This is a genomic window from Nonlabens xylanidelens (genome assembly GCF_002934445.1).
Classification (GTDB): domain Bacteria; phylum Bacteroidota; class Bacteroidia; order Flavobacteriales; family Flavobacteriaceae; genus Nonlabens; species Nonlabens xylanidelens.
Genome location: NZ_PTJE01000002.1, coordinates 286739 through 309901, shown reverse-complemented (window position 1 = coordinate 309901; position 23163 = coordinate 286739). Strand labels below are relative to the sequence as shown.

Below are 23163 nucleotides of genomic sequence, written 5' to 3'. Positions count from 1 at the left end.
TTGTTTAATGGATTAATCTCCAAAAGGAATATTTTTATCTATACAGTATTTTTCTATTTCTGTATCTTTTTCAAAATATGAATCACAAAACTCATCGAGTTCTTTTTCAGTTGATTTGTAATATCTTTCTTGCGCTGTCATTAATCGATCGGTTTGCTCTATAAACTGTTCAAACTCCTTATTTATTTTACAGAGCTTATCAATTGTTTTAAAATCAAGGTCTCTGTAGTTAGCTGGGAATAGAACTTTACTTTGGTAGGGATTAGCGTTTAGTTCAATAATTCCTATGCCAAATGATTGATTTAACCTCTCCATTTCATCTGATAAACTATCGCTAAACTCATAAGCTACGAGATAGCCATAGTTAGCCCAACTAGAATTAGAAACAGCTTGAAAATATGCTTTTTTTAATTCTGAATCTGAATTAATCTCTTTTTTAAGTTCATAAGAACTTAATTTAAAAGTATCTACTCTATTTATTGATTTCAAAAAATTTTGACTAACCTTAGTTTGTAAGTTTAATAATTTAACTCCTATCATATCTGGATGCGTCCATATTTGATTAGAATCTTTTCCATTTTTTGAGTGTTCGTGAAAAATTGTTTTAGAATAAATTTTTGTGTTTTTGAGATAGCTACTCAATAGTTTATGTAAGTCTCTTTCTGCGTATGTTTTTACTTTGCTTTTATTTATTTTAATTGGAGAAGTATCAGTTGATCCGGATAATATCTCTATTCCGATTTCTTGTTCATTTTTAGTTAAGTAATATGAATAAGTTCCTCCTGATTGTTTTAATCGTTTAACTCTGGTATCTCCATTCCTGATAAAATCTCCTAATAAGGCAGATATGGTTGCAGGTGGTGTTTTTGCTGATCCAAAATCGTAATAATTTTTATTAATTATATGATCGTGAATTTCCATATAATTAGTTAGTCCATTTATGTCTTCTAAACTTTTTAAAATTGCTTCTTTAACCGTCATACGTGTTTTGTAAAGTTGGTATTGTTTTAATACTAGTTAATGTAAGAATAAAAAACGTTTTGTTTAATCTACCATTCCCAAATTATTCAATTCTTAAATTAACAATAATAACCCCAGCAATTTAAATAAATTTCTAATCTCTTATTTACGGTTTCCCTTAATGAGGTGAATCAATTAGGAGGTTAGGGTAGTGGTGCTGTGTGTCTATCTTTCGCGAAAGCGAAACTGAACCACATAAAAAAAGCCACTTCATGAATTGAAGCGGCTTTTAACTGTTTTAAGTAAGACAGATATTATCTGTGACCTACCATGTCTTCTGGTTTTACCCATTCGTCAAATTCTTCAGACGTTACATATTCTAGAGCTAGGGCAGCAGCCTTAAGTGTAGTTCCCTCTTCGTGCGCCTTGTTTGCAATTTCTGCAGCTTTATAGTATCCTATTTTAGTGTTTAAAGCAGTTACTAGCATTAATGAGTTGTCTAGTAAAGACTTGATCGTTTCTTTGTTAGGCTCAATTCCTACGGCACAATTCTCGTCAAAACTTCTACATGCGTCACCTATTAACTGTGCGCTTTCTAGAACCGCAGCAGCCATAACTGGTTTAAATACGTTTAATTCAAAGTGACCTTGCATACCACCTACAGTAACTGTTGTGTCGTTACCCATAACGCGAGCACATACCATAGTAATAGCCTCTGCCTGAGTAGGGTTTACTTTACCTGGCATGATAGAACTACCTGGCTCGTTTGCAGGTATGATTAACTCACCGATACCACTACGTGGGCCACTAGCAAGCATTCTTATATCGTGTGCAATTTTATTAAGTGATACGGCTACTTGTTTTAAAGCACCGTGAGTCTCTACTAGAGCATCGTGTGCTGCAAGAGCTTCAAATTTATTATGTGCTGTTATAAATGGCAATTCTGTAAACTGTGCGATATACTCAGCTACTTTTACATCATATCCTAGTGGTGTGTTTAATCCTGTACCTACGGCAGTACCACCTAGTGCTAGCTGACTTAAATGTGCTAGTGTGTTTTCTAGTGCGATGATTCCATGGTCCAGTTGAGAAACGTAACCAGAAAATTCCTGTCCTAGTGTTAATGGAGTCGCATCCATAAGGTGCGTACGACCTATTTTTACCACATCGGTAAATTCTATAGACTTGTTGTGTAATGTGTTGCGCAATTGTTTGATACCAGGAATGGTGTTTTCTACCACTTTCTTATAACAGGCGATGTGCATTCCTGTAGGGAAGGTATCGTTAGAGGACTGTGATTTATTCACGTCGTCATTAGGCTGTATGGTTTTTTCACCTTCACCTACTTTTTTACCAGCTAGTTGGTGTGCACGGTTTGCGATCACCTCGTTCACATTCATATTAGACTGTGTACCAGAACCTGTTTGCCATATCACAAGTGGAAACTGGTCGTCATGTTTACCTTCTAGAATCTCGTCACAAACCTGTGCGATAAGATCACGTTTTTCTTCTGTAAGAACACCTAGGTCATGGTTAGTGTAAGCAGCGGCTTTCTTAAGGTAGGCAAAACCATATACAATTTCTAGTGGCATGCTACCAGGAGCACCTATTTTAAAATTCATGCGAGAACGCTGCGTTTGCGCACCCCAAAGTTTATCTGCAGGGACTTCTACTTGTCCCATCGTATCTTTTTCTATTCTATATTCCATTGTGGTTGAATTTTTCACAAATATAAAACTTGAGCGTTGTTTTACCATCTCATTATAGATAATAATAACAAGTAGGATGGAGGTGCCGCTTGCGCGAAAGCGTAATTATAAACGCTCTAACCTGACTAATTCTAGTAATTAATAGAATAAGGGCTGTTATAAACAGTTTTTTGTTAATAAATGCTGTGTAGTTTTTTCATAATTAAGTTCAAGTCTTTATCTTTGCAGCAAACAAGAGATACCATGTTCGATTTTGATCAATACTTAGGCTTTTTAGCATTTTTAGGAATTCTAACTTTAGGATTTTGGTTAATGATATTTTTAACAACATTTGTAATTCCTTTTTGGATTACAGGAGCATTGTTAGAAAAGAGAAAATTAAAGAAAGAAGCAAAGCTTAAAGAAGAGAAGTAATATTCTTTTTATATAGCATTGTACTATATATGATAACCGTCTAGAATTTTTCTAGACGGTTTTTTTGTGGCTTGTTTTGAGAATTTTCGGTTCCCCAACCCTGAAGGATGCGGAAAAAAGGACTTGAAATTTTCCGTTCCCCAACCCTAAAGGGTGCGGAAAATGACTTGCACTATTTTTTATAAATTAATAAATAGAAACCTACCCTTTAGGGTTAGGGAAGGGTTTTGGTAGTATTTTTTAAGCATAAAAAAAAGCCCATTTCAAGTAATTGAAATGGGCTTTTGAATTTTAAGAATTAGTTCTTATTTATCCTCTGGTTTTAGGATGGCTAAGAAGTAATCTTTTGTAAGATATTTGTTTGCAGCATCTTGAATATCTTTTGCAGTAAGTGCGTTTACAGCTTTTTCATATTCTAATACTTTATTGATGTCTTTTTTATCTTCGTCAGCATCTACAAGAACATTTAACCAGTAACGGTTAGTTTTTACCGTTTCCTTATAGTCTAGTAAATACCCTTCTTTTACTTTATTCAAGTCTTTTTCTGAAGGTCCGTTCTTTTTGATAAGATCGATTTCATTCATGGTTGCATCTACTAGTTTATCTACGTTATCTGGTCCACAAGGGAACGAGATACCAAAACTAAATGCTGGATAAGGTGTTTTTCTCAAAGAGCCACGTGCACCACCAGAATAGATACCGCCTTCTTTCTCACGTAGCGTTTCTATAATCTTAATGGTAAGAGCTTCTCCTAGTGCATCTACAGCAAGGTTTTCTTGTGCGCTATAAGCTGGTACTTCATAACTCCAGTTTATTCTCACGCTACTCTTGTCATCAGTACCTTTTTTAACCACTTTCTTGCGTGTACCTTTTGCTTCTCTCCAGTCGTTTACTTTGTAACTCTCGTTAGAATTTAAACCAGGTAAACTAGCGATGTATTTCTTAGAGAATTCTTCTACTTGTGCTTTATCTATATTTCCTACTAGATAAAAGTGAAAATCACCAGCGTCTGCAAAGCGTTCTTGATATAATTTATAAGCTAGATCATAGTCTGCCTCATCAAATTTTTCTTCAGTTGGGAAGCCTGAGTAACGAGGGTTAGAACCGTAACGTATTTTATTAATCTCGTTACTGAAGTAAGTGTTAGGGTCTGACATCATGCGACCTATAAAAGATTTTTGCTTAGAGATAAAACTAGCAAAAGCTTCGTCATCTTTATTTAAATCGGTAAAGTATAAATGAATCAATTGAAACATTACTTCTAGGTCTTTAGGGGTAGCGCTACCTCTAAAACTCTCAGTAAGAGAACCTATACGTGGCGATACATTTACTAATTTACCAGTCAAAAACTTAGACATATCTGTTTGAGACATACCAGCAACACCAGCTTGTGTTAAACCACCATTTGCTAGTCCAGTTTTCTTTGCATCTTCATCGCTGTATAAACTTGTACCACCATAACTGAAGGCGCTCATAAGAATCTCGTCATTTTTAAAGTCAGTAGGTTTTACAGTTACTGTAGCACCATTGCTTAATGTGTAGGTAGTTGTACCTACTTTATCGTTAGATGTAGTCTTAGAAATACTTCCTGCAGCAGGTAGTTTTTCAATTAAACTCTCTCTTACTTCTGTATCTTCATATGGAGCAACTTTAGTAGCTGCAACTTCACTTACTACTTTAAGCACTTGCGCCTCTGTAGGTGGAGTGTCTGTGGTAGGACCAGTAAAAACGATAGTACGGTTATCATCATGGATGTAATCGTTAATTTTTGCATTTACTTCTTCTACATTAATACCAGGAAGTAATTCCATAGTCTTATTATAATTCCACTCGATGCTTGGTACTGCTTCTTTAGAAAAATAACTTTGTACATACTGTCCTACTATACGACTGCTTTCTAGTTTATCTCTGTCTTTGTAATAAGAATCAAAGAAAGAACCATAAGCTTGTTTTGCACGATCAAGTTCTGCCTGACCAAAACCGTATAACTTCACTCGTTGATTTTCTTCTAGTAATGCTTTTAAAGCAGCAAGCTGTCCATCTGGTGCACTACCAGCAAACGAAGAATAAGCATTCTTGTTTCTTGCTACTGTACCACCGTAACTACTAGAACCAAATATAAACGGCGGATTAGGCTTTTGTGTCAGTTCTTGTAACCTGTTGTTGATCATAAAAGAGAAAAGCCCATTCACTAGGTCATCTCTATAATCACCTACCGTAAGAGTAGGAGTAGAGGCTACTTTATCCTTGTAAGATATGTTTACACTGGCAAATGTTGCTTCTTTATCCTGTGCGATAGCCACCTTTGTATCTGGGTGATTAGGTAATTCTATTACAGGACGTTTTCTAGGATTTACTGGTTTAGGAATTTTAGCAAAATGATCTTTGATCTTTTGCTCCATAACAGCAACATCTAGATCTCCCACAGCAACTACTGCCATAAGATCTGGACGGTACCAGTCTTTGTAAAATCTTTTTAAAACCTCAGGTTTAAAGTTTTTAAGAATTTCATCTTTTCCTATCGGTAATCTATCGGCATATTTTGAATTATAGAACTGTACCGGTATAGTAACCTTATTCATTCTATCTGACGCACCTTTACCAGTACGTGATTCTTCTAGTACCACACCACGCTCGTCATTAATAGCATCTGTTTCTAGTTTTGCACCGCCAGCCCAGTCTTCTATAATAGTAAAACCTTGTTCTAGCTTTTCTGGGTCGTCACTAGGTATAGGAAGAATGTAAACAGTCTCGTCAAAACTGGTGTAAGCATTTAAATCTGCACCGAATTTGACACCTATTCCTTGTAGATAATCTACTAATTCATTTTTCTCAAAATGGTTCGTACCATTAAAATTCATGTGTTCCATAAAATGCGCAAGACCTTGCTGGTCGTCATCTTCTAGAACAGATCCTGCGTTGATAGCAAGTCTTAATTCTACTTTATCTTCTGGTTTACCGTTGTTTTTTACATAATAAGTAAGACCGTTAGGTAATGTCCCCATGCGCACACTAGGATCCATAGGTATGGCTTCTGTCATTCCAGCAACTGCAGGAACTTGTAAAGTTGGTGGTGGAGGCGGTGGCGGTGGGGTGTTTGTCTTGTTGTCGGTTACTTTAGGTCCACATGCGGCTATGGTAAGCGCAAGTGCTCCTAAGTAAGGAATCCATACTTTTTTCATTTAATTGGTTTTTTGGGTTAGTTTTGATTATTGGTTTTTTTGGTGTTCTCGCTTTCGCGAAAGCGAAACTGAAATCAACAGTGCTATATCGGTATAGAAATTGCTAGTTTAAAATCAGATCACAGCATAAAGAACGCAACTATTGTTCTGAAATTATAATTTATTCTATTAATTATTGTTAACACAATTCATGAAATTACCTACAAAATCCATTTTTAAATTAAGCTACCTCTTTGTGTTGCTGGTTTTTATGGCAAACGAAGTAAGAGCGCAAAATTCTAATGATGCAAAATCTTACCTTACCTTTATAGATGGTCAAAATGAAAAGGTAGTCACCAGTGTATGGGATTACATGCGACTGTATACTTTTTCTAAGGATGATATCGCCATAAAAGGAAAGCGTAAAAAACTAGAAAACACCATACGCAATAGTATTACAAAGGTGAAAAAGGTAAATGCTTTTGATTCAGATTTAAAACTAGCGATGATTAATTATCTAGAAGGTAATCAGGCTATTGTAAAAGAAGACTTACTAGCGCTTTTAAAGAATAAAGATGTTAGTAAGGTTACTACAAATCAATTGCAAATTATACAAAATATAAGAAAGGCGGTGTATAAGTTAAGAGCCGACTATAATGATGCGGTTGCTGTTTATGGAAATAAACACGATTTAATCATTAAAGAAAACACGAGTGAACTGGCTCTTAATATGAAACAGACTATTATGGTTTATGATTATTATAACGAGCTGCAGCTGGCTTTTTCTAGTTTGCAACAAGCAGAGAGAAACTTCTGGCAGGGCTTAAATGAAAAAGATATTACTAGCTATCGTAATGATGTAGAGGCTTTAAAATCAAAACTATACGACACTACGCAACTAGATAGATTTAATTCTTACAGTACAGATGACAGTTTGTACAAAGCGCTGTTTAAGTACAATGAGAAATTAAATACACAAGTAACGGTAGACCTTAAACCTATAGAGGTTATTAAGGAAGTTGCCCAGACTGGTTCTAGAGAGAACATTATGGCAAAAACAGATGCATATAATACGGCAATCCATGAGGCAAATGTGTGGAGAGAAACTTTTTACAAAGAGTGGAGGGAAATAAGCGCTAATTTTTTACAGACTCATGTACCACATCGTGCAGGATAATGATAAAGCGTTTTATTAAAAGGACTGTCCTTATTATATATAAGAATTAATTAGAGACTCAATAGAATAATAAAATATCAAAAAGCAGCAGTTTTATTGCTGCTTTTTGATATTTATGGTTGTAAACATAGCTGCAAGATTTTATATTTACAACTTATTAAAAATTAAATAGAAATGGGTAGAGCATTTGAATTTCGCAAGGCGCGTAAAATGAAAAGATGGAGTGCAATGTCTAAGGCATTTACTAGAATAGGTAAAGACATAGTTATTGCTGTAAAAGAAGGTGGGCCAGATCCAGATTCTAACTCTCGCCTGCGTGCTGTTATACAAAATGCCAAGGCGGTAAACATGCCTAAGGTAAATGTAGAGCGTGCGATTAAAAAAGCAACTGATAAGGATACTGCAAATTTTGAGACCGTACTTTTTGAAGGTTATGCACCACATGGTATTGCTGTACTGGTAGAAACGTCTACAGATAATAATAACAGAACGGTAGCAAATGTGCGTAGTCATTTTACAAAAAGTGATGGTAACCTAGGGACATCAGGATCTGTGGAATTTATGTTTGACCATAAATGTCATTTTAGAATCCCTGCCGAAGGTCAAGACTTAGAAGAATTAGAATTGGAGTTAATAGACTTCGGTGCCGAAGAGTTATTCTTTGATGAGAAGGATGAGGAAGACAGCAACTCTGTAGATGGAATTATGATTTATGGAGATTTTCAAAATTATGGTACGCTACAAAAAGGACTGGAAGAACTTAATATAGAAATCTTAAGTTCAGATTTTGAATACATTTCTACTATAGAAAAAGAAGTAACCGAAGAGCAGCGCGCAGATATCGATAAACTTCTAGATAAACTAGATGAGGATGATGACGTGAATAACGTCTATACTACTATGAAGGAGTAGGAGTAGGAGTAGGAGAGGTGTTCGTTTAGTTTCGCTTTCGCGAAAGCGGAATGATTACAGTTAGTAGGTTATTTATGTATTTTACCGATGTAAATCTATTTATCGGTACAAATTTAGAAATAACGATTAATATCCTTAACTTTAACATTATTAACTAAAACAAAAATATACAATGGTAAAAGCAAAATATCAAAGCGTACTAGACTTAGGAGAAAAACTAAGTATTCAAGATGGTGATGTACAGGTGAATGGTGATAAAATTGAAATAAGAGGTACAGCAGCAACTCCATATGATAAGGATTTATTATGGGACGAGATTAAAAAGGTAGGTGGTGATAACCCAGCAGATCTTATGGCTGATATTCAAGTTGCCGATGATTCTATTTATACAAAGCACACTGTAAAGAGTGGTGAGTCATTAAGTCTTATTGCAAAGCATTACTTTAAAGACCCAATGAAGTACAAGCAAATCTTTGAAGCAAATACTGGTTTGCTAGATAATCCAGATGTGATACATCCAGGTCAGGAACTAGTTATTCCTAATCTATAGTACAGCATAAAGTCTTAAAAAAGTCTTTATAAAATGTTAAGCCTCGCTACTCGCGAGGCTTTTTTTTGTTAAAATGTTACATAATTGTAGGAAAATATAGGTAAAACTGGACAGTTGGTAATCAATTATATTTACAATGATTATTAATAACCGATTAAAGACATATAGTATCTATCACTTGCTATGTGTTATAACTGATTAATAGGTTATTCAACGATATTTATTTTGGATCTCTGTTATTTAAATAATTATTAATGTGTCCAGATTAAATTTGTAATGTCCCCTAAATCTCTAACATTTGGTATTATGAATAAACTTTACTTAATAAATAAAATATTACCACCTAATAATAATGAGTTTAAAGTCTCTTTTATTAGAATGGTTTTAATGATCTCTTTTTTATTCACAAGTAGTTTATCTGTAGGGCAAACTTATTGTACTCCTCAACATAGGGGAAATCAACAAGATTTGTTTATCAGTGAAGTTGTTATCAATGGTGTAACAAATACTTCTATAGGAGATGCAAATAATAATGTCAATTATAGGGATTATACAGGCCTTTCAATAATAGCAATCCCTGGATCAAATATGAGTTTATCTGTTACTAATACTGTTAGTGTTAATTGGATGAATCATAATGTTGTTGCGTTTCTTGATCTTAACGACGATGGTGTTTTAAGTGATGCGACGGAACGATTGTATTCATCAGGTACTGTTCAAAATGGTACTACAAGAAACTTTACCATAGCGATTCCTGGTGCTTTAGCTGCTGGTGATTATAGGTTGCGATTAATATTAGAACAAGACAGTTATAATTATAACGGATCAAATACTTGTTTTATTAATTATAATCATGGTGAAACTGAAGATTATGAAATTACAATACCTACAGGGGATGATCCAGCTGCTTCGGATGATAATTTAACTGTTGTGCTTAATAATACAGGTCAAATAGATGTTAGTACAAATGACGCGATCGGAACGGATGGAGGAGATGGTGATGATTATAGTATCAGTACAGGGGTAATGCCATTATCTACGGCAAATGGAGGTACAGTTATAGAAATTACCGATGGTGTTTTTGAATATACACCTGCTACAGATTTTATAGGTTCAGATTCTTTCACCTATACGTTGTGTGATTCTCTTGGAGATTGTGATACCGCTGTTGTTAATATTTCTGTTACTTCTAACGTTTGTGTACCTACTTCAGATTCAGATGAAAGGGGGCAGCCTTGGGAGGTTCATTATATTACTAGAGTCCAAATTTCTGGAGAATCTCAAAACATTGATAACACAACTGGAGATGATGGAGGTTATGGAGATTATTTAGGTTTGCCAGCTGCCGATGTAGTACCAGGTGGAACTTATACTATAGATGTAGATGTCTTTAACGGTAATGGTAGTTCTGGATGGGCAGCTTTTATTGATTTTGATGGAGATGGAAGTTTTAATGAGGTAGGTGATAATATTTATGCCACTAATGGTACTGGAGGTACGGAGCCAGTACCATATGCTGTAAGAAGTTTTACTATTCCTAATGGAGCAACAGTAGGTAATAAGATTTTACGTGTAGGTAGTAGAAGGTATTGGGCTAGTGTAGAGTCTTGTGGGACAACTTCTGGGAATTCTGAAGAGTTTGAAGATTATCTTATTCAGGTGTTACCAACTGCTGGTACTAATATAGCACTGTCAGGTAATAGTGTTGATATTACTCATAATACTTTAACTGCTTCTATGGCAGACGATACCGATTATGGGGTCAAGGATAGTAATATAGGTGGTGCGGTACATGTTTTTACAATATCTAATAATGGGACTTCTGATTTGATTTTAGGTGCAATACCAGTTGCTTTATCTCTTGGTACAGCAACTTCATTTACCATTGTAAATGCACCACCTGCTGGATCAGTTATAACCTCTGGTGGTTCGTTAACTTTTGAGATTCTGTTCTCTCCTCGTACAACAGGTTTACATGATGGTACCGTAGAAGTATATAGTAATGATCCAGATGAAAATCCTTTCCTTTTTGCAATTCATGGTGAGGGTCAGCAAATTTATCCGGATACTGATGATGATGGAATTCCTGATAATATTGATGTAGATGATGATAATGATGGGATAAGAGATGTAGATGAACAAAACTCTTGTTCAATAAGTCCTCTCGGTAGCATAGCAGATGTTGTTTTTTTAAATGAAACTTTTGCTGCTGGTTTAAATAGGGTGACTATTAATGGTGCCAATCCAGGTGTTACCACTACTTATTGTTATGAAGATGGTACTATTGTTCAAGGACCGAATGAATGTGATGCAGAAGCTAATCTTAATGACGGAGATTATACAGTTCATTATTCAATAAGTAATAATGATGGGAATACGGATATAGGTACATCAAATCCAGATGTTTCAGATTGGGCAGAAGATGTTTGGTATTATGGTGAAGACCATACTCCAGGAGATGTAAATGGTAGGATGGCTATTTTTAACGCAGATGTTGATCCAGGAGTTTTCTATGAAACAGAAATAGTAGGTACTGTTTCAGGTGCTCCAATTTTTTATGAGTTCTGGGCGTTAAATATTGATAGACAGGATTCAGACTTTTCTAGTTTTGAATTACCTAGAATTCTTCCTAATGTAACTGTTAATTTCTTTAATTCAGATAAGAGTGTTTTACTTGATACTTATAATCCTGGTGATGTGACGCGTTGTGCAGATGGCTCGCAAAACGGTTGTGGTTCTTTATCAGAATGGATTCAATTTAATACTACTGTTATTTTATCAGAAAGTGATTTTATAATCCAACTGGTAAATAATTCTCCAGGTGGTTTAGGAAATGATTTAGCACTAGATGATATCAAAATTACTCAGTCGTTATGTGATTTGGATGGTGATGGTGTCGCTGATGTTATTGATTTAGACAATGATAACGATGGTATACCTAATGTTTATGAGTTAGGTAGACCTGCAGGGATTTCTATTGTTGATAGTGATTTAGATGGAACAACCTTAGGTGCTGTTTGGGTGGATGTTAACGAAAATGGTTTGCATGATGCTTACGAATCCTACACACCGGTAGATACGGATAGCGATGGAGTTCCAGATTATTTGGATCTAGATAGTGATAATGATGGGATATTTGATGTTTTAGAATATGATGGATTTGGTGATTTAGACATCAATGGTGATGGTAAAGGTGATGGTACGGATGTTTCTACAGTATTAGATACGGATGAATTTGATGGAGATGGATTATTAGCCCTTTTGGATGAAAATGATGATGATACAGGTTTTGATGATCATGGTACGATTGGTTACACACCTCCATTAGACACAGATGGTGATGGTATACCTGATTATATAGATGTAGATAGTAACGATAATTTAAATGATCTATCTAATGGTAGTGATATTGATAATTCCTATTACGCAGGTCAGGATGGTGATGGTGATGGTAGAGTAGATGGTAGCGTAGACACCGATAGAGATGGTGTTTATGATGGTAACAACGACTTTGATACAGGTATTTATGGTGCGCCTATAGATCTAGATGATGATTTATCCATATTCTTTGACGGTAGAAATGATTATTTACAAACTCCTGCACCTGTAACTGCTGGCCTAAGTAGTTCTACTATTATGGCATGGGTTCTTGCAGAAAATACTGGTACAAATGTAACCGTGATGGGAGAAGAGAATTTTAATATTTCTCTAGATAGTGCGAGTAGGGTAATAGTAACTGCTATCGATGTAGGTGGTAACACTTATACAGTTTCCTCTCCTGGTACTATTTCAAATATTAAGTGGGTAAATATTTCGGCAACATATAGTGCTACAGATCTTAAACTATTTATTAATGGTGTAGAAGAAGCTACTATTGCTACAGGTGGCTCTGCTTTATCAACGGCATCTGGTAGTCATTTTACAGTAGGTAATTCAGCTACGGCTGGATCTTCAAATTATTATAGAGGATTCTTAGATGAAATTAGGGTATTCAACAAAGGTATAGACATTGCTGATGTAAGAAGACTTATGTACCAAGAAATAGAAGCTAATGGAACACTAGTTACTGGTAAGATCTTACCTAAGAACACAAGTGTTTTATGGAATGATATTGCTGTTTATTATGACTTTGCCAGTATAGAAGGTGATATCGTATTTGATGCTGCAAGTAATACAGATATAAGAATGTATAATGTGAAGAAGATAGTGCCACAAACAGCACCTATTCCTTATGTTACCGCTCAAGATGGATTGTTATCTGATAACGCAACTTTTGTACAGACCGTAGTATGGGATCCAGCAGATATTGAAAACTACGATTACACCATTATTAAAGTAGGACATGAAACGACACTAGATGTTATTATATCTACAGTAGGTGTTGTAGTAGACGCTGCAGCTTCTATTATGGTCGAAGATGGTAATTATTTAGAGAATGAATGGTATGTAATTCTTAATGGTTTAATAGACCTAGAAGGAGATGCGCAACTAGTACAAACCATTGATAGTGATTTAGATGTTTCAAGTGCTGGTCGTTTAAAGAGATGGCAAGAAGGTAAAAGTGATGTGTTTAGTTACAATTACTGGAGTTCTCCTGTAGGAGTTGAAAATACAACTAGTAATAACAATACTTTTAATTTAGGTATGTTACAAGATGCAGATGGCTTTATTAATATTACTGGTGTAGGAGTAAGAACACCACCTGTAACAATTCCTACAACGATAAGTGGTAGATGGTTACATACTTTTAATAATGGAGTTTCATATGCAGACTGGTTAAGAATAGATGGTACTAGTCCTATAGATGCAGGTCATGGATGGAGTCAGAAAGGGGCAGGAGCAGTAGGTGATCAAGAATATTTATTTGAAGGTAAACCTAACAACGGTTCTATAAATATTACAGCAATAGATACCGATGGTGATCCAACTGTAGATCTAACTACTTCATTATTAGGTAATCCTTATCCTAGTGCGATCGATGCACGTACATTTATAGATGATAATGCAAGTGTTATAGATGGTGCCGTTTACTTATGGGATCAATTCGGTAGTACCGACCATATACTAGCAAACTATGAAGGTGGTTATGCAACTATAACAAAAATGGCAACAGTAAATGCAACACAAATTGCAGGAAGTGGAGCTTTAGGAGGTACAACTGTAGGTACAGTAGTCCCTACATTTTTCTTACCAGTATCTCAAGGATTCTTTGTAACTCTAACAGATAATGGTACATTGAACTTTAACAATGGGCAACGTGTCTTTAAACAAGAAAGTTTAGGAGAAAGTATATTTGTAAGCGCACCAGGTTCACCACAACCTACAGCAGATAGATCTGATTATCAAGATGAGACTATTGATATATTAAGATTAGAGTTAGAAGCTGATAATGGAGCGTCCAAAGAGATCGTTTTAGGTTTTGCAGATTTTCTTACCGATGGAGTAGATTATGGATATGATGGAGCTATGTTTGAAGCTTTAAGAGATACAGATATGTACACCTCTTATAATGGTAAAAACTTTGTAATAAGATCTTTTGATCAAATTACACCTTCTAAGGTAGTACCATTAACCGTTCATGGAATTTCTACAGTTAATTACAAGATAAGTGCAAAGGAGATTGCTAACATTTCTGCATCTCAAGAACTATATTTAAGAGATAACGAGACTAATACTTATCATGATTTAAGAAATGGAGAATATTACTTCACACTTTCTGCAGATGGTAAAAACAGTTCTAGATTTGAAATCGTCTTTGAACAAAGAACTTTAGGCTTAGACGAGGAGACTTTAGAACAAATAGATATTTATTATTTAAATAATGATGGTAAGATTTATGTAGATCATTTACAAGAATCTGTAAGTGCAATGAATGTATATGACCTTTCAGGTAAATCATTATTCAGCTTCCGCGAAAGCGAACTTACCAACATACAAAACGGTATTTACATCCCTCAAGTTTCTTCAGGCATTTACCTTGTTGAGATAGATGTAAAAGGAACTAAAAAATCTGTAAAGATCATAGTAAACTAAACAGTATTAATTTGAAAACTGCTATTGTAAGTAAAAACAAAAGCAGTTTTTTTTTCAATTGCCCTAATCAATTAAAATAAAATCATGAATAAAACTTTACTCGTATTAGCATTTTGTTGGAGTATTTTTTCTCTAGCACAAAATCCTGAAACTAACGGTAGAAACTGGACAGTTACAAAGTTGGCTAACATGGATCAGTTAGTTTCTTATCCTAATGAAATTACTTATGGACCTGATGGCTTTTTGTGGATTACAGAAAGAGCAGCGCTAGATAATACATCAGATGCTACTAACGGAGAACGCGTGGTGCGTATAGATCCTAATACTGGTGCAAAAACCGTAATGTTAGACCTTCATAATGAGGTGTATAGCGCAGCTGGACAAGATGGTCTTATGGGAATGGCTATACATCCAGATCTTTATACAGATATAACGACTACGACTAATAATTATGTTTACCTAGCTTATACATACTCTAATACTTCATCTCCATACGGTAGAGATCGCAGTTTAAGAATAGAACGATTTGAATATGATAATTCAACGAATACATTAGTACCTAACACATCTACTACAGGAACTATTAGTGATGGTACTTCTAATGTACTCATCCAAGGAATGGATGCTAGTAATGATCATAATTCTGGTAGAATGAAAATAGGGCCAGACCTTAAAATTTATTACACTTCTGGTGATTTAGGAGCAAATCAATTTCAAAATTTCTGTCAGTTAGTACAGTCGCAAGCATTACCTACACAAGCTGCGGTTAATGCAAATGATTGGTCAGCCTATAAAGGGAAATCATTACGTATTAACTTAGATGGAACGATTCCAGTTGATAATCCTAAATTTTACCCATTTGCTGTACCTGATGGAAGTGCAGGTAATCCATTTTCTAATTCGCCAGTACCAAATAATGCGGATACTATGCGCCCAGATTCTGATAAGGTACAATCTCATATTTTTACTTATGGACATAGAAATGCGCAGGGAATTGTTTTTGATAGTAACGGAACTTTATTTCAATCCGAGCATGGAGATAGAGTAGATGACGAGGTTCATGTTCTAGTAGGAGGTAAAAATTATGGATGGCCACTTATCGTAGGTGAACGAGATGACCTAGGTTATGAGCAATGTATTAAAGGATCTGCAGCTGGTTGCTCATGGACAGGAAATAATGATTGCCCTTCTGGAGCACTTACAAATAAAGAGACAGATTTTCCTTTACCAGTAGATTTTCAAGGACCTATAGCAACTTATGGTAGTACAGTCACTGCTGTGCCACAAGGAGGCTTTTTAACATGGCCTACTGTAGCACCTTCAAGTATTGATGTGTATGAGGGTAATGGTAACTTACCTTTTTCTAAAAATTTAATCATTCCTACACTTAAAAAAGGAGCTCTTTACCGTTATGGTGTCGATGCATCTAATAATATAACAACAGACCTTATTGAGTTTCACTCATCCATAGATAGATATAGAGATATTGCTATTTCTGCAGATGGTAATACTATTTATGCAGTAACTGATAGTGGTGGTTCTACTTCAGGACCTTCAGGGACATCTTCTTTAGGTGTTGCAAATCCTGGTGCTGTGTTTAAATTTGAGTATCAAAGTTTTCCAGAACCTTCAAATCAAGCAACAAGTTTGGTAGCTACTTCAAATGGTGTAGACATCAACCTAAGTTGGAATGATGCTGTAGGTACAAATAGTGCCGATGGTTATGCACTTGCAGTAAGTACTACATCAGGTAGTTTTCCGACTTTTACAGATGGAACAGACTTTTCAAATGATTTTGATTTTTCTGATGGAAGTGGTCTTGTAAAAGTAAATAGTGGTGTTGAGAATTATGTGTTCAACGATCTAGATGTTAATACTACTTATTACTTCCAGCTTATAGCATTTTCTAACGTAGGTAAAGATATCGACTATCTTAATTCAACAGCTCCTCTAGCAAATGCAACAACTACCATTTCTCTAGATCCAACTATTATAATTACAGAGGTTGTTAGTACCGGTTCTAATGGGATTAACGAAGGTTATGTAGAAATTTTTAATTACGGTACTGTATCAGTAGATCTTAGTGCTGAAGGTTACTATTTAGGAATCGCATATGATGGAGGTTCTTCTGCAGGTAATAATGTTGATATAACAGCTACACTGCAACCTGGGCAATATTATACTATTGGTAGACCAGGAGGTTCTTTTACTCCAGATTTAACAGAATACAATGTTATTAATGGAGATGGAAATGACGCTTATGTATTGTTCAACGGCGCAGATGAAGTAATTGATATTTATGGTGTACTAGGTCAGAATGGAAGTGGGCAGGCTTGGGATTACTCTAATTCTCGTGCCATTAGAAAAATCACAGTTTCAGATGCTAACGATACTTGGACAGCTTCAGAATGGATTATAGAAACTATATCAAGTTTTAATGATGTAACGGCTAATGCTGGTGAAGACATTAACTTTATTTACAATAATTCTTGGTCACCTTATGACCCAAGCGGTTCTGAATATCAGGCAGAAGATGTTACAGTAATGAATGGTACTGCAAGTTTAACTGCAATGTCTTTATTTAATAATGTTACTGTTCAAACTGGTGCAACGCTAGATTTAGGTACTACAGGAATCGATTTGAGAGAAAACTTACAAGTAGATGGAACTTTTATTGGTTCTCAAGGAACTTTATCTGTGTCAGGAACTTCTAGTCAATCAATTAGTGGTAACAGCTTTGGTCTAAATAATTTAATAGTAGATAATGAGCTTGTGATTAATACAGATGTATCAATAAATAATTTACTGACAGTTAATAATGATTTAACTGTAAACCCTGCAAATATGATGTTGCTTACTAGTAACGCTACAGGCACGGCTTATGTAGGACCAGTAAATGGATCTATAACTGGTAACTTTGCTGTAGAGCATTATGTACCTGCAAAAAGATCTTTTAGATTCTTGAGCCCATCCTTAACTACAGCAAACAGTATAGCAGATAACTGGCAAAACGATTCTGGTCTAACTAGTGGTGCTGGAACACATATTACAGGTTCTGATACTGGAGCAAATGGTTTTGACATGACTAGTTCTGGTGCTCCTTCATTATTTACTTATAATAATACAGGTCAACAATGGGAGGCTATTGCAAACACTTCTACACTAGGGTTAGTTGCTGGTAAAGCATACCGTATGTTAGTGAGAGGTGATAGAACAGTAGATTTAACAAATAATGCTGCAACACCTTCTAATACTACTCTTACTGCGACAGGTAATCTAGTTACAGGAAATGTAACTGACGGTAGTTTAAGCGCCGTAGCAGGAGAGTTTAACTTTGTAGGTAATCCATACCAGGCACCAGTAGATTTAAGTACTGTGCTAGCTGCTTCCAATAACGTGAGCAGTTCATTTGTATATTTATGGGACCCAGCTATCAATACTAGAGGTGCTTATGTTACCGTAGATGTAAGTGCAAATAGCTCAAATAACGCTAGTTCTCTTATGGATAAGTATTTACAACCTAACACGTCATTCTTTATTTCTACACTAGCAGATGGTGCAGCAAGTGTTTCTTTTACAGAATCTGATAAAGATATAACGGCTGGTTTTTCTAATAGCGCAAGAAACAGTGCCACTACAGGTTCTATATCTGTACAACTATATGAGCAAACAGAGTTGCAAAACGGTATGTCTGCTCGTGATGGAGTAGTGGTAAGATTTGACCCAGCTAGCTCTAACGGTGTGGATGGTAATGATGCTATAAAATTCAGCAACCTAGATGAAACTCTTAGTTTTATGAATGGAACTGATAAATTAAGTATTGAAAATCGTTTTACACCTCAAGATAATGAAACACTTTTTCTAGATATAGTAACCTACAGATCAGTAGACTATGCATTATCTCTAGATGTAACTACAGTAGGTTTACCAGTATACTTAAAAGATAATTTCTTAGGGTCGTACACTTTATTAAACGATGGTAATAATATCTATAATTATTCTATACAGTCTACAGATGCTTCTTCTAGTGCCGCAAATAGATTTGAAATTAAGTTCTCAAATGCAGTCCTTTCTTTAGAAGAGCTTGATATGGTAGAATTTACTATATATCCTAATCCTACTTCTGCAAATAAGACTATTTATATATCAGGTACTGGTGTAGAGACTATAAAATCTGCTTCATTATATAATATGTTAGGTCAGCAAATTATTAACTGGAATGAGATCGATGCGTCTAACAACGAGGCTCAATTAGATTTAGGTAATAATTTAAAAGTAGGTAATTACATCTTGCAAATTAAAAATGCATCAGGTATTACAACGAGTAAACAATTGATTGTTAATTAATCAATTTATAATTCACATAAAAAGGGCTGTTCTTATTAAGAGAACAGCCCTTTTTTTATTCCGTAAGATTCAGAGAATTATTTAAACATATCCATTCCAGGTATGTTAGGCATTCCATCTTTGGCAACTGCAGCAACTTCAGTTTCATAAATTTCTTCAGCCTTGGCAAGCGCTTTATTGGTTACCATAACTAGATAATCTTCTAGTTGCTCTTTATCTTCCAAAAGTTCTGGATCGACAGTTACATTTTTAATCTGACGACTAGCAGTTACCGTTACTTTTAATAAGCCATCACTAGATTGCTCATCTATAAGAACAGTATTCATTCTATTTTTAGTTTCTTCTACTTTTGCTTGGGTCTCCTTCAGTTTCCCCATCATATCTCCGAACATAATTTATCTTTTTAAATTAAATGTGTAAAATGTTTGTTGTAGTTCCGCTTTCGCGAAAGCGAGAACAAAAATAACTCTCTACTAACTATAGTAGCAAATGGAAAGCTATTTTATATCTTGCAATGCTTTTTAATTTTAAGATTTATATGGCTCATAAAGCTCCGATTGCAAAGAAAATATCTCACGTTCATGACATTCATGGACATCAAAGAATAGATAACTACCACTGGATGACAGAGCGTGATGCTCCAGAAGTTATCGATTATTTAAAAAAAGAAAATGATTATTATGATGCCAGTACTGCACATACAAATCAATTAAAGGACGATCTTTTTAATGAAATCAAAGGCCGTATAAAAGAAGACGACGAGTCTGTACCTTATTTATTAAATGGATACTGGTATATAAGTAAGATGGAAACTGGCGAGAGTTATCCATACTATTACAGACGTAAAGACGGCAGTGAAGAACAAGAGTTGCTTTTTAATGTAAATGAAATGGCAGTAGGGAATGAGTATTATAAACTTACCTCTATGAATATTTCTCCCGATAATAAATTAGTAGCCTATGGAGTAGACACTAAAGGACGTCGTGAGTACACCATTTACATTAAGAATCTGGAGACCGGTGAGATTTTTGAAAATTATCTAGAATTAACAACAGGTGGATCTGTGTGGGCAAATGATAATAAAACATTATTCTTTACACGCAAGGACCAGCAAACACTGCGCGCCAATAAAATTTATAAATATCAAATAGGTACACCAGCTGCATCTAACCAATTGATATTTGAGGAAAAGGACGAGATCTTTAATTGCTTTGTTTACAAAACCATGTCAGAGCGCTTTATCATGATCAAATCATCTGCTACGTTATCTGACGAGGTACGATTTATCGATGCAGACCAGCCAGATAGTGAGTTTAAGTTAGTACAAGAGCGCCTGCCAGAAATGGAATATAGTGTGTCTCATTACAAAGACAGCTTCTATATTATGACTAATAAAGATGAGGCGACTAACTTTAAAATCATGAAAACCGCTATCGAGACACCGCAAATGGAGAATTGGGTAGATTTTATTGCTCATGATCCAGAGGTGCTTCTAGAAGATTTTGACCTTTTTGAGAATTACTTTGTTATATCTGACCGTTTTAATGGTTTAAATCGCATAAGAATTAAAGCATGGGATAATACAGTAGATTATTTCCTACCCTTTAACAACGAGACATACACTGCTTTTACCAGTGCAAACTTTCAGTTTAAGACTAATAAATTGCGTTACAATTATAATTCTATGACCACACCACCGTCGGTTATAGAGTTTGATATGGAAACTAGAGAAGAAATAGTACTTAAAACACAACCTATAGAAGACCCTAACTTTAATCCAGATAACTATGTGTCTGAGCGTGTATGGGCTACTGCAGTAGATGGTGTAAAAGTGCCTATCAGTTTAGTGTACAGAAAAGATAAGAAAAATCCAGACGGTAATCCTTTATTGCAATATGGATATGGTAGTTATGGAAGTACGATAGATCCTTATTTTTCAATATCCAGATTAAGTTTATTAGACCGTGGTTTTGTATTTGCTATCGCACACATACGTGGTGGAGAATATCTAGGGCGTGAATGGTATGAAACAGGTAAAATGTTTGAAAAGCGCAATACTTTTACAGATTTTATAGCCTGTAGTAAATTTTTAATAGAAGAAAAATATACAACTTCACAACACTTATACGCTTCAGGCGGTAGTGCAGGAGGGCTTCTTATGGGAGCTATTATTAATATGGCACCAGGACTTTATAACGGTATTTTAAGTGCGGTACCATTTGTAGACGTAGTAACTACCATGTTAGATGACAGTATACCACTTACTACAGGTGAGTATGACGAGTGGGGAAATCCTAATAATAAAGACAGTTATGAGTATATGTTAAGCTACTCTCCATATGATCAAGTGATTGCGCAGTCATATCCTAACATGTTAGTAACAACAGGTTACCACGACTCACAAGTACAGTACTGGGAACCTGCAAAATGGGTTGCAAAGCTAAGAGAACTTAAAAAGGACGATCATTTATTGTTATTTAAAACAGATCTTTCTAGTGGTCATAGTGGAGCATCAGGGCGATATGATGCTTTAAAAGAGGTTGCTATAGATTTTGCTTTTTTATTAGATTTAGAAAATATTAACAACTAGTTTTTTTTTGTGTAAATTTGCAAAGTTTTTGTGCTAAAATTTAAAGTGCAAAAGAGCAGGTTCTGTAAAGTTAGGATGCAACCTTTTCCTAAAATTGTAGTCTAACGCAGTACAGGTTCTTAACAAAACCCTATATATGAGCGACAATATCAAAGCGTACAATAATGTATTGGAATTAATAGGAGAGACACCTCTTATAAAACTTTCTAAAACAGTAGAAAATTTTCCAGGTAATTATTACGCCAAAGTAGAGGCTTTCAATCCAGGACATTCTTCAAAAGATCGTATCGCTCTTCATATTATTGAAGAGGCAGAGCGCAAGGGAATTCTTAAACCTGGAGATACTATAATAGAAACAACATCTGGTAATACAGGTTTTAGTATCGCAATGGTAAGCCGCATAAAAGGATACGACTGTATTCTAGCAGTAAGTTCAAAATCTAGTGCAGATAAAATAGACATGTTAAAGTCTATGGGTGCCAAAGTTTATGTGTGTCCAGCAAATGTAAGTGCAGACGACCCACGTAGTTATTATCAAGTAGCAAAGCGCTTGCATGATGAAATTAAGAACAGCATCTATATCAATCAGTATTTTAATGAGTTGAATATGGAGGCTCATTACTTATCTACTGGTCCAGAAATATGGAACCAGACTGCTGGAGAGATTACACATCTAGTAGCCTGTAGTGGTACAGGTGGTACTATATCTGGTACGGCACGTTTTTTAAAAGAGCAAAATCCTGATATTCAAATCTTAGGAGTTGATGCTTACGGTAGTGTTCTTAAAAAATATCATGAAACTCAAGAATTTGATAAGGATGAAATTTATCCTTACCGTATAGAAGGATTAGGTAAAAATTTAATCCCAACTGCGACAGATTTTGATGCTATCGATAGTTTTACAAAGGTGAAGGATGAAGAGGCTGCTCATACGGCACGTTTTATATCCCAAACTGAAGGTCTATTTGTAGGGTACACAAGTGGTGCTGCATTACAAGCAACTAAACAACTAGCTGCCGAAGGTGTTTTTGATGAGAATTCTAATGTGGTAATTATTTTTCCAGATCACGGATCTCGTTACATGAGTAAAATTTATAATGATGAGTGGATGCAAGATCAAGGCTTTTTTGATTCAAAATCGACTGCAGATCAACAACATATAGAGTACATTAAGTAGTCTTTTAAATATTTTATAATTTAAAACCCTAATCTATAAACGATTAGGGTTTTATTTTTTATTACGCTTTCGCGAAAGCGAGATCCACTTCTAACTGTATATTCTTCAACACATTATTAACAAATCACAAAAT

General features: G+C 35.1%; 12 protein-coding genes. 8 read left to right on the top strand and 4 right to left on the bottom strand.

What is annotated here, in order from left to right:
- Window positions 1-12: 12 nt before the first annotated feature.
- A complete protein-coding gene (locus LY01_RS06450; RefSeq protein WP_104515005.1) occupies window positions 13-981 on the bottom strand; it encodes a hypothetical protein in 969 nt (322 codons plus the stop codon).
- Between the two features lie 293 nt (window positions 982-1274).
- The gene (fumC, locus tag LY01_RS06445; protein ID WP_104515004.1) at window positions 1275-2669 is read right to left on the bottom strand and encodes a class II fumarate hydratase; all 1395 of its coding nucleotides are present in this window, start codon (window positions 2667-2669) and stop codon (window positions 1275-1277) included.
- Between the two features lie 243 nt (window positions 2670-2912).
- On the opposite strand from fumC, the gene LY01_RS15110 reads away from it, so the two are divergent.
- The gene (locus tag LY01_RS15110) at window positions 2913-3083 is read left to right on the top strand and encodes a hypothetical protein (protein WP_170034537.1); all 171 of its coding nucleotides are present in this window, start codon (window positions 2913-2915) and stop codon (window positions 3081-3083) included.
- A gap of 305 nt (window positions 3084-3388) precedes the next feature.
- Here the strand turns inward: LY01_RS15110 and LY01_RS06440 are convergent, their stop codons facing one another.
- The gene (locus LY01_RS06440; protein WP_170034535.1) at window positions 3389-6265 is read right to left on the bottom strand and encodes a M16 family metallopeptidase; all 2877 of its coding nucleotides are present in this window, start codon (window positions 6263-6265) and stop codon (window positions 3389-3391) included.
- A 190-nt stretch (window positions 6266-6455) separates the two neighbouring features.
- On the opposite strand from LY01_RS06440, the gene LY01_RS06435 reads away from it, so the two are divergent.
- From LY01_RS06435 to LY01_RS06415, 5 genes are all read left to right on the top strand, one after another.
- Window positions 6456-7421, top strand: coding sequence for a hypothetical protein (locus tag LY01_RS06435; RefSeq protein WP_146080374.1), 966 nt, complete (start codon window positions 6456-6458; stop codon window positions 7419-7421).
- A gap of 174 nt (window positions 7422-7595) precedes the next feature.
- On the top strand, window positions 7596-8333 hold the full coding sequence (locus LY01_RS06430; RefSeq protein ID WP_104515002.1) for a YebC/PmpR family DNA-binding transcriptional regulator: 738 nt from the start codon (window positions 7596-7598) through the stop codon (window positions 8331-8333).
- A gap of 172 nt (window positions 8334-8505) precedes the next feature.
- Entirely contained in the window at window positions 8506-8883 is a 378-nt protein-coding gene (locus LY01_RS06425; protein ID WP_104515001.1) for a LysM peptidoglycan-binding domain-containing protein, read from the top strand.
- 306 nt (window positions 8884-9189) lie between these two features.
- Window positions 9190-14916, top strand: coding sequence for a GEVED domain-containing protein (locus LY01_RS06420; RefSeq protein WP_170034533.1), 5727 nt, complete (start codon window positions 9190-9192; stop codon window positions 14914-14916).
- A gap of 84 nt (window positions 14917-15000) precedes the next feature.
- Window positions 15001-19263: a PQQ-dependent sugar dehydrogenase gene (locus LY01_RS06415; protein WP_104514999.1), complete on the top strand. Its 4263-nt coding sequence runs from the start codon at window positions 15001-15003 to the stop codon at window positions 19261-19263.
- A 77-nt stretch (window positions 19264-19340) separates the two neighbouring features.
- Here the strand turns inward: LY01_RS06415 and LY01_RS06410 are convergent, their stop codons facing one another.
- Window positions 19341-19655, bottom strand: coding sequence for a YbaB/EbfC family nucleoid-associated protein (locus LY01_RS06410; RefSeq protein WP_104514998.1), 315 nt, complete (start codon window positions 19653-19655; stop codon window positions 19341-19343).
- Between the two features lie 146 nt (window positions 19656-19801).
- Between LY01_RS06410 and LY01_RS06405 the strand changes: the two genes are divergently transcribed.
- Together LY01_RS06405 and LY01_RS06400 are read left to right on the top strand one after the other, a co-directional pair.
- A complete protein-coding gene (locus LY01_RS06405) occupies window positions 19802-21853 on the top strand; it encodes a S9 family peptidase (protein ID WP_104515205.1) in 2052 nt (683 codons plus the stop codon).
- 136 nt (window positions 21854-21989) lie between these two features.
- Entirely contained in the window at window positions 21990-23030 is a 1041-nt protein-coding gene (locus LY01_RS06400; protein WP_104514997.1) for a PLP-dependent cysteine synthase family protein, read from the top strand.
- Window positions 23031-23163 lie beyond the last annotated feature (133 nt).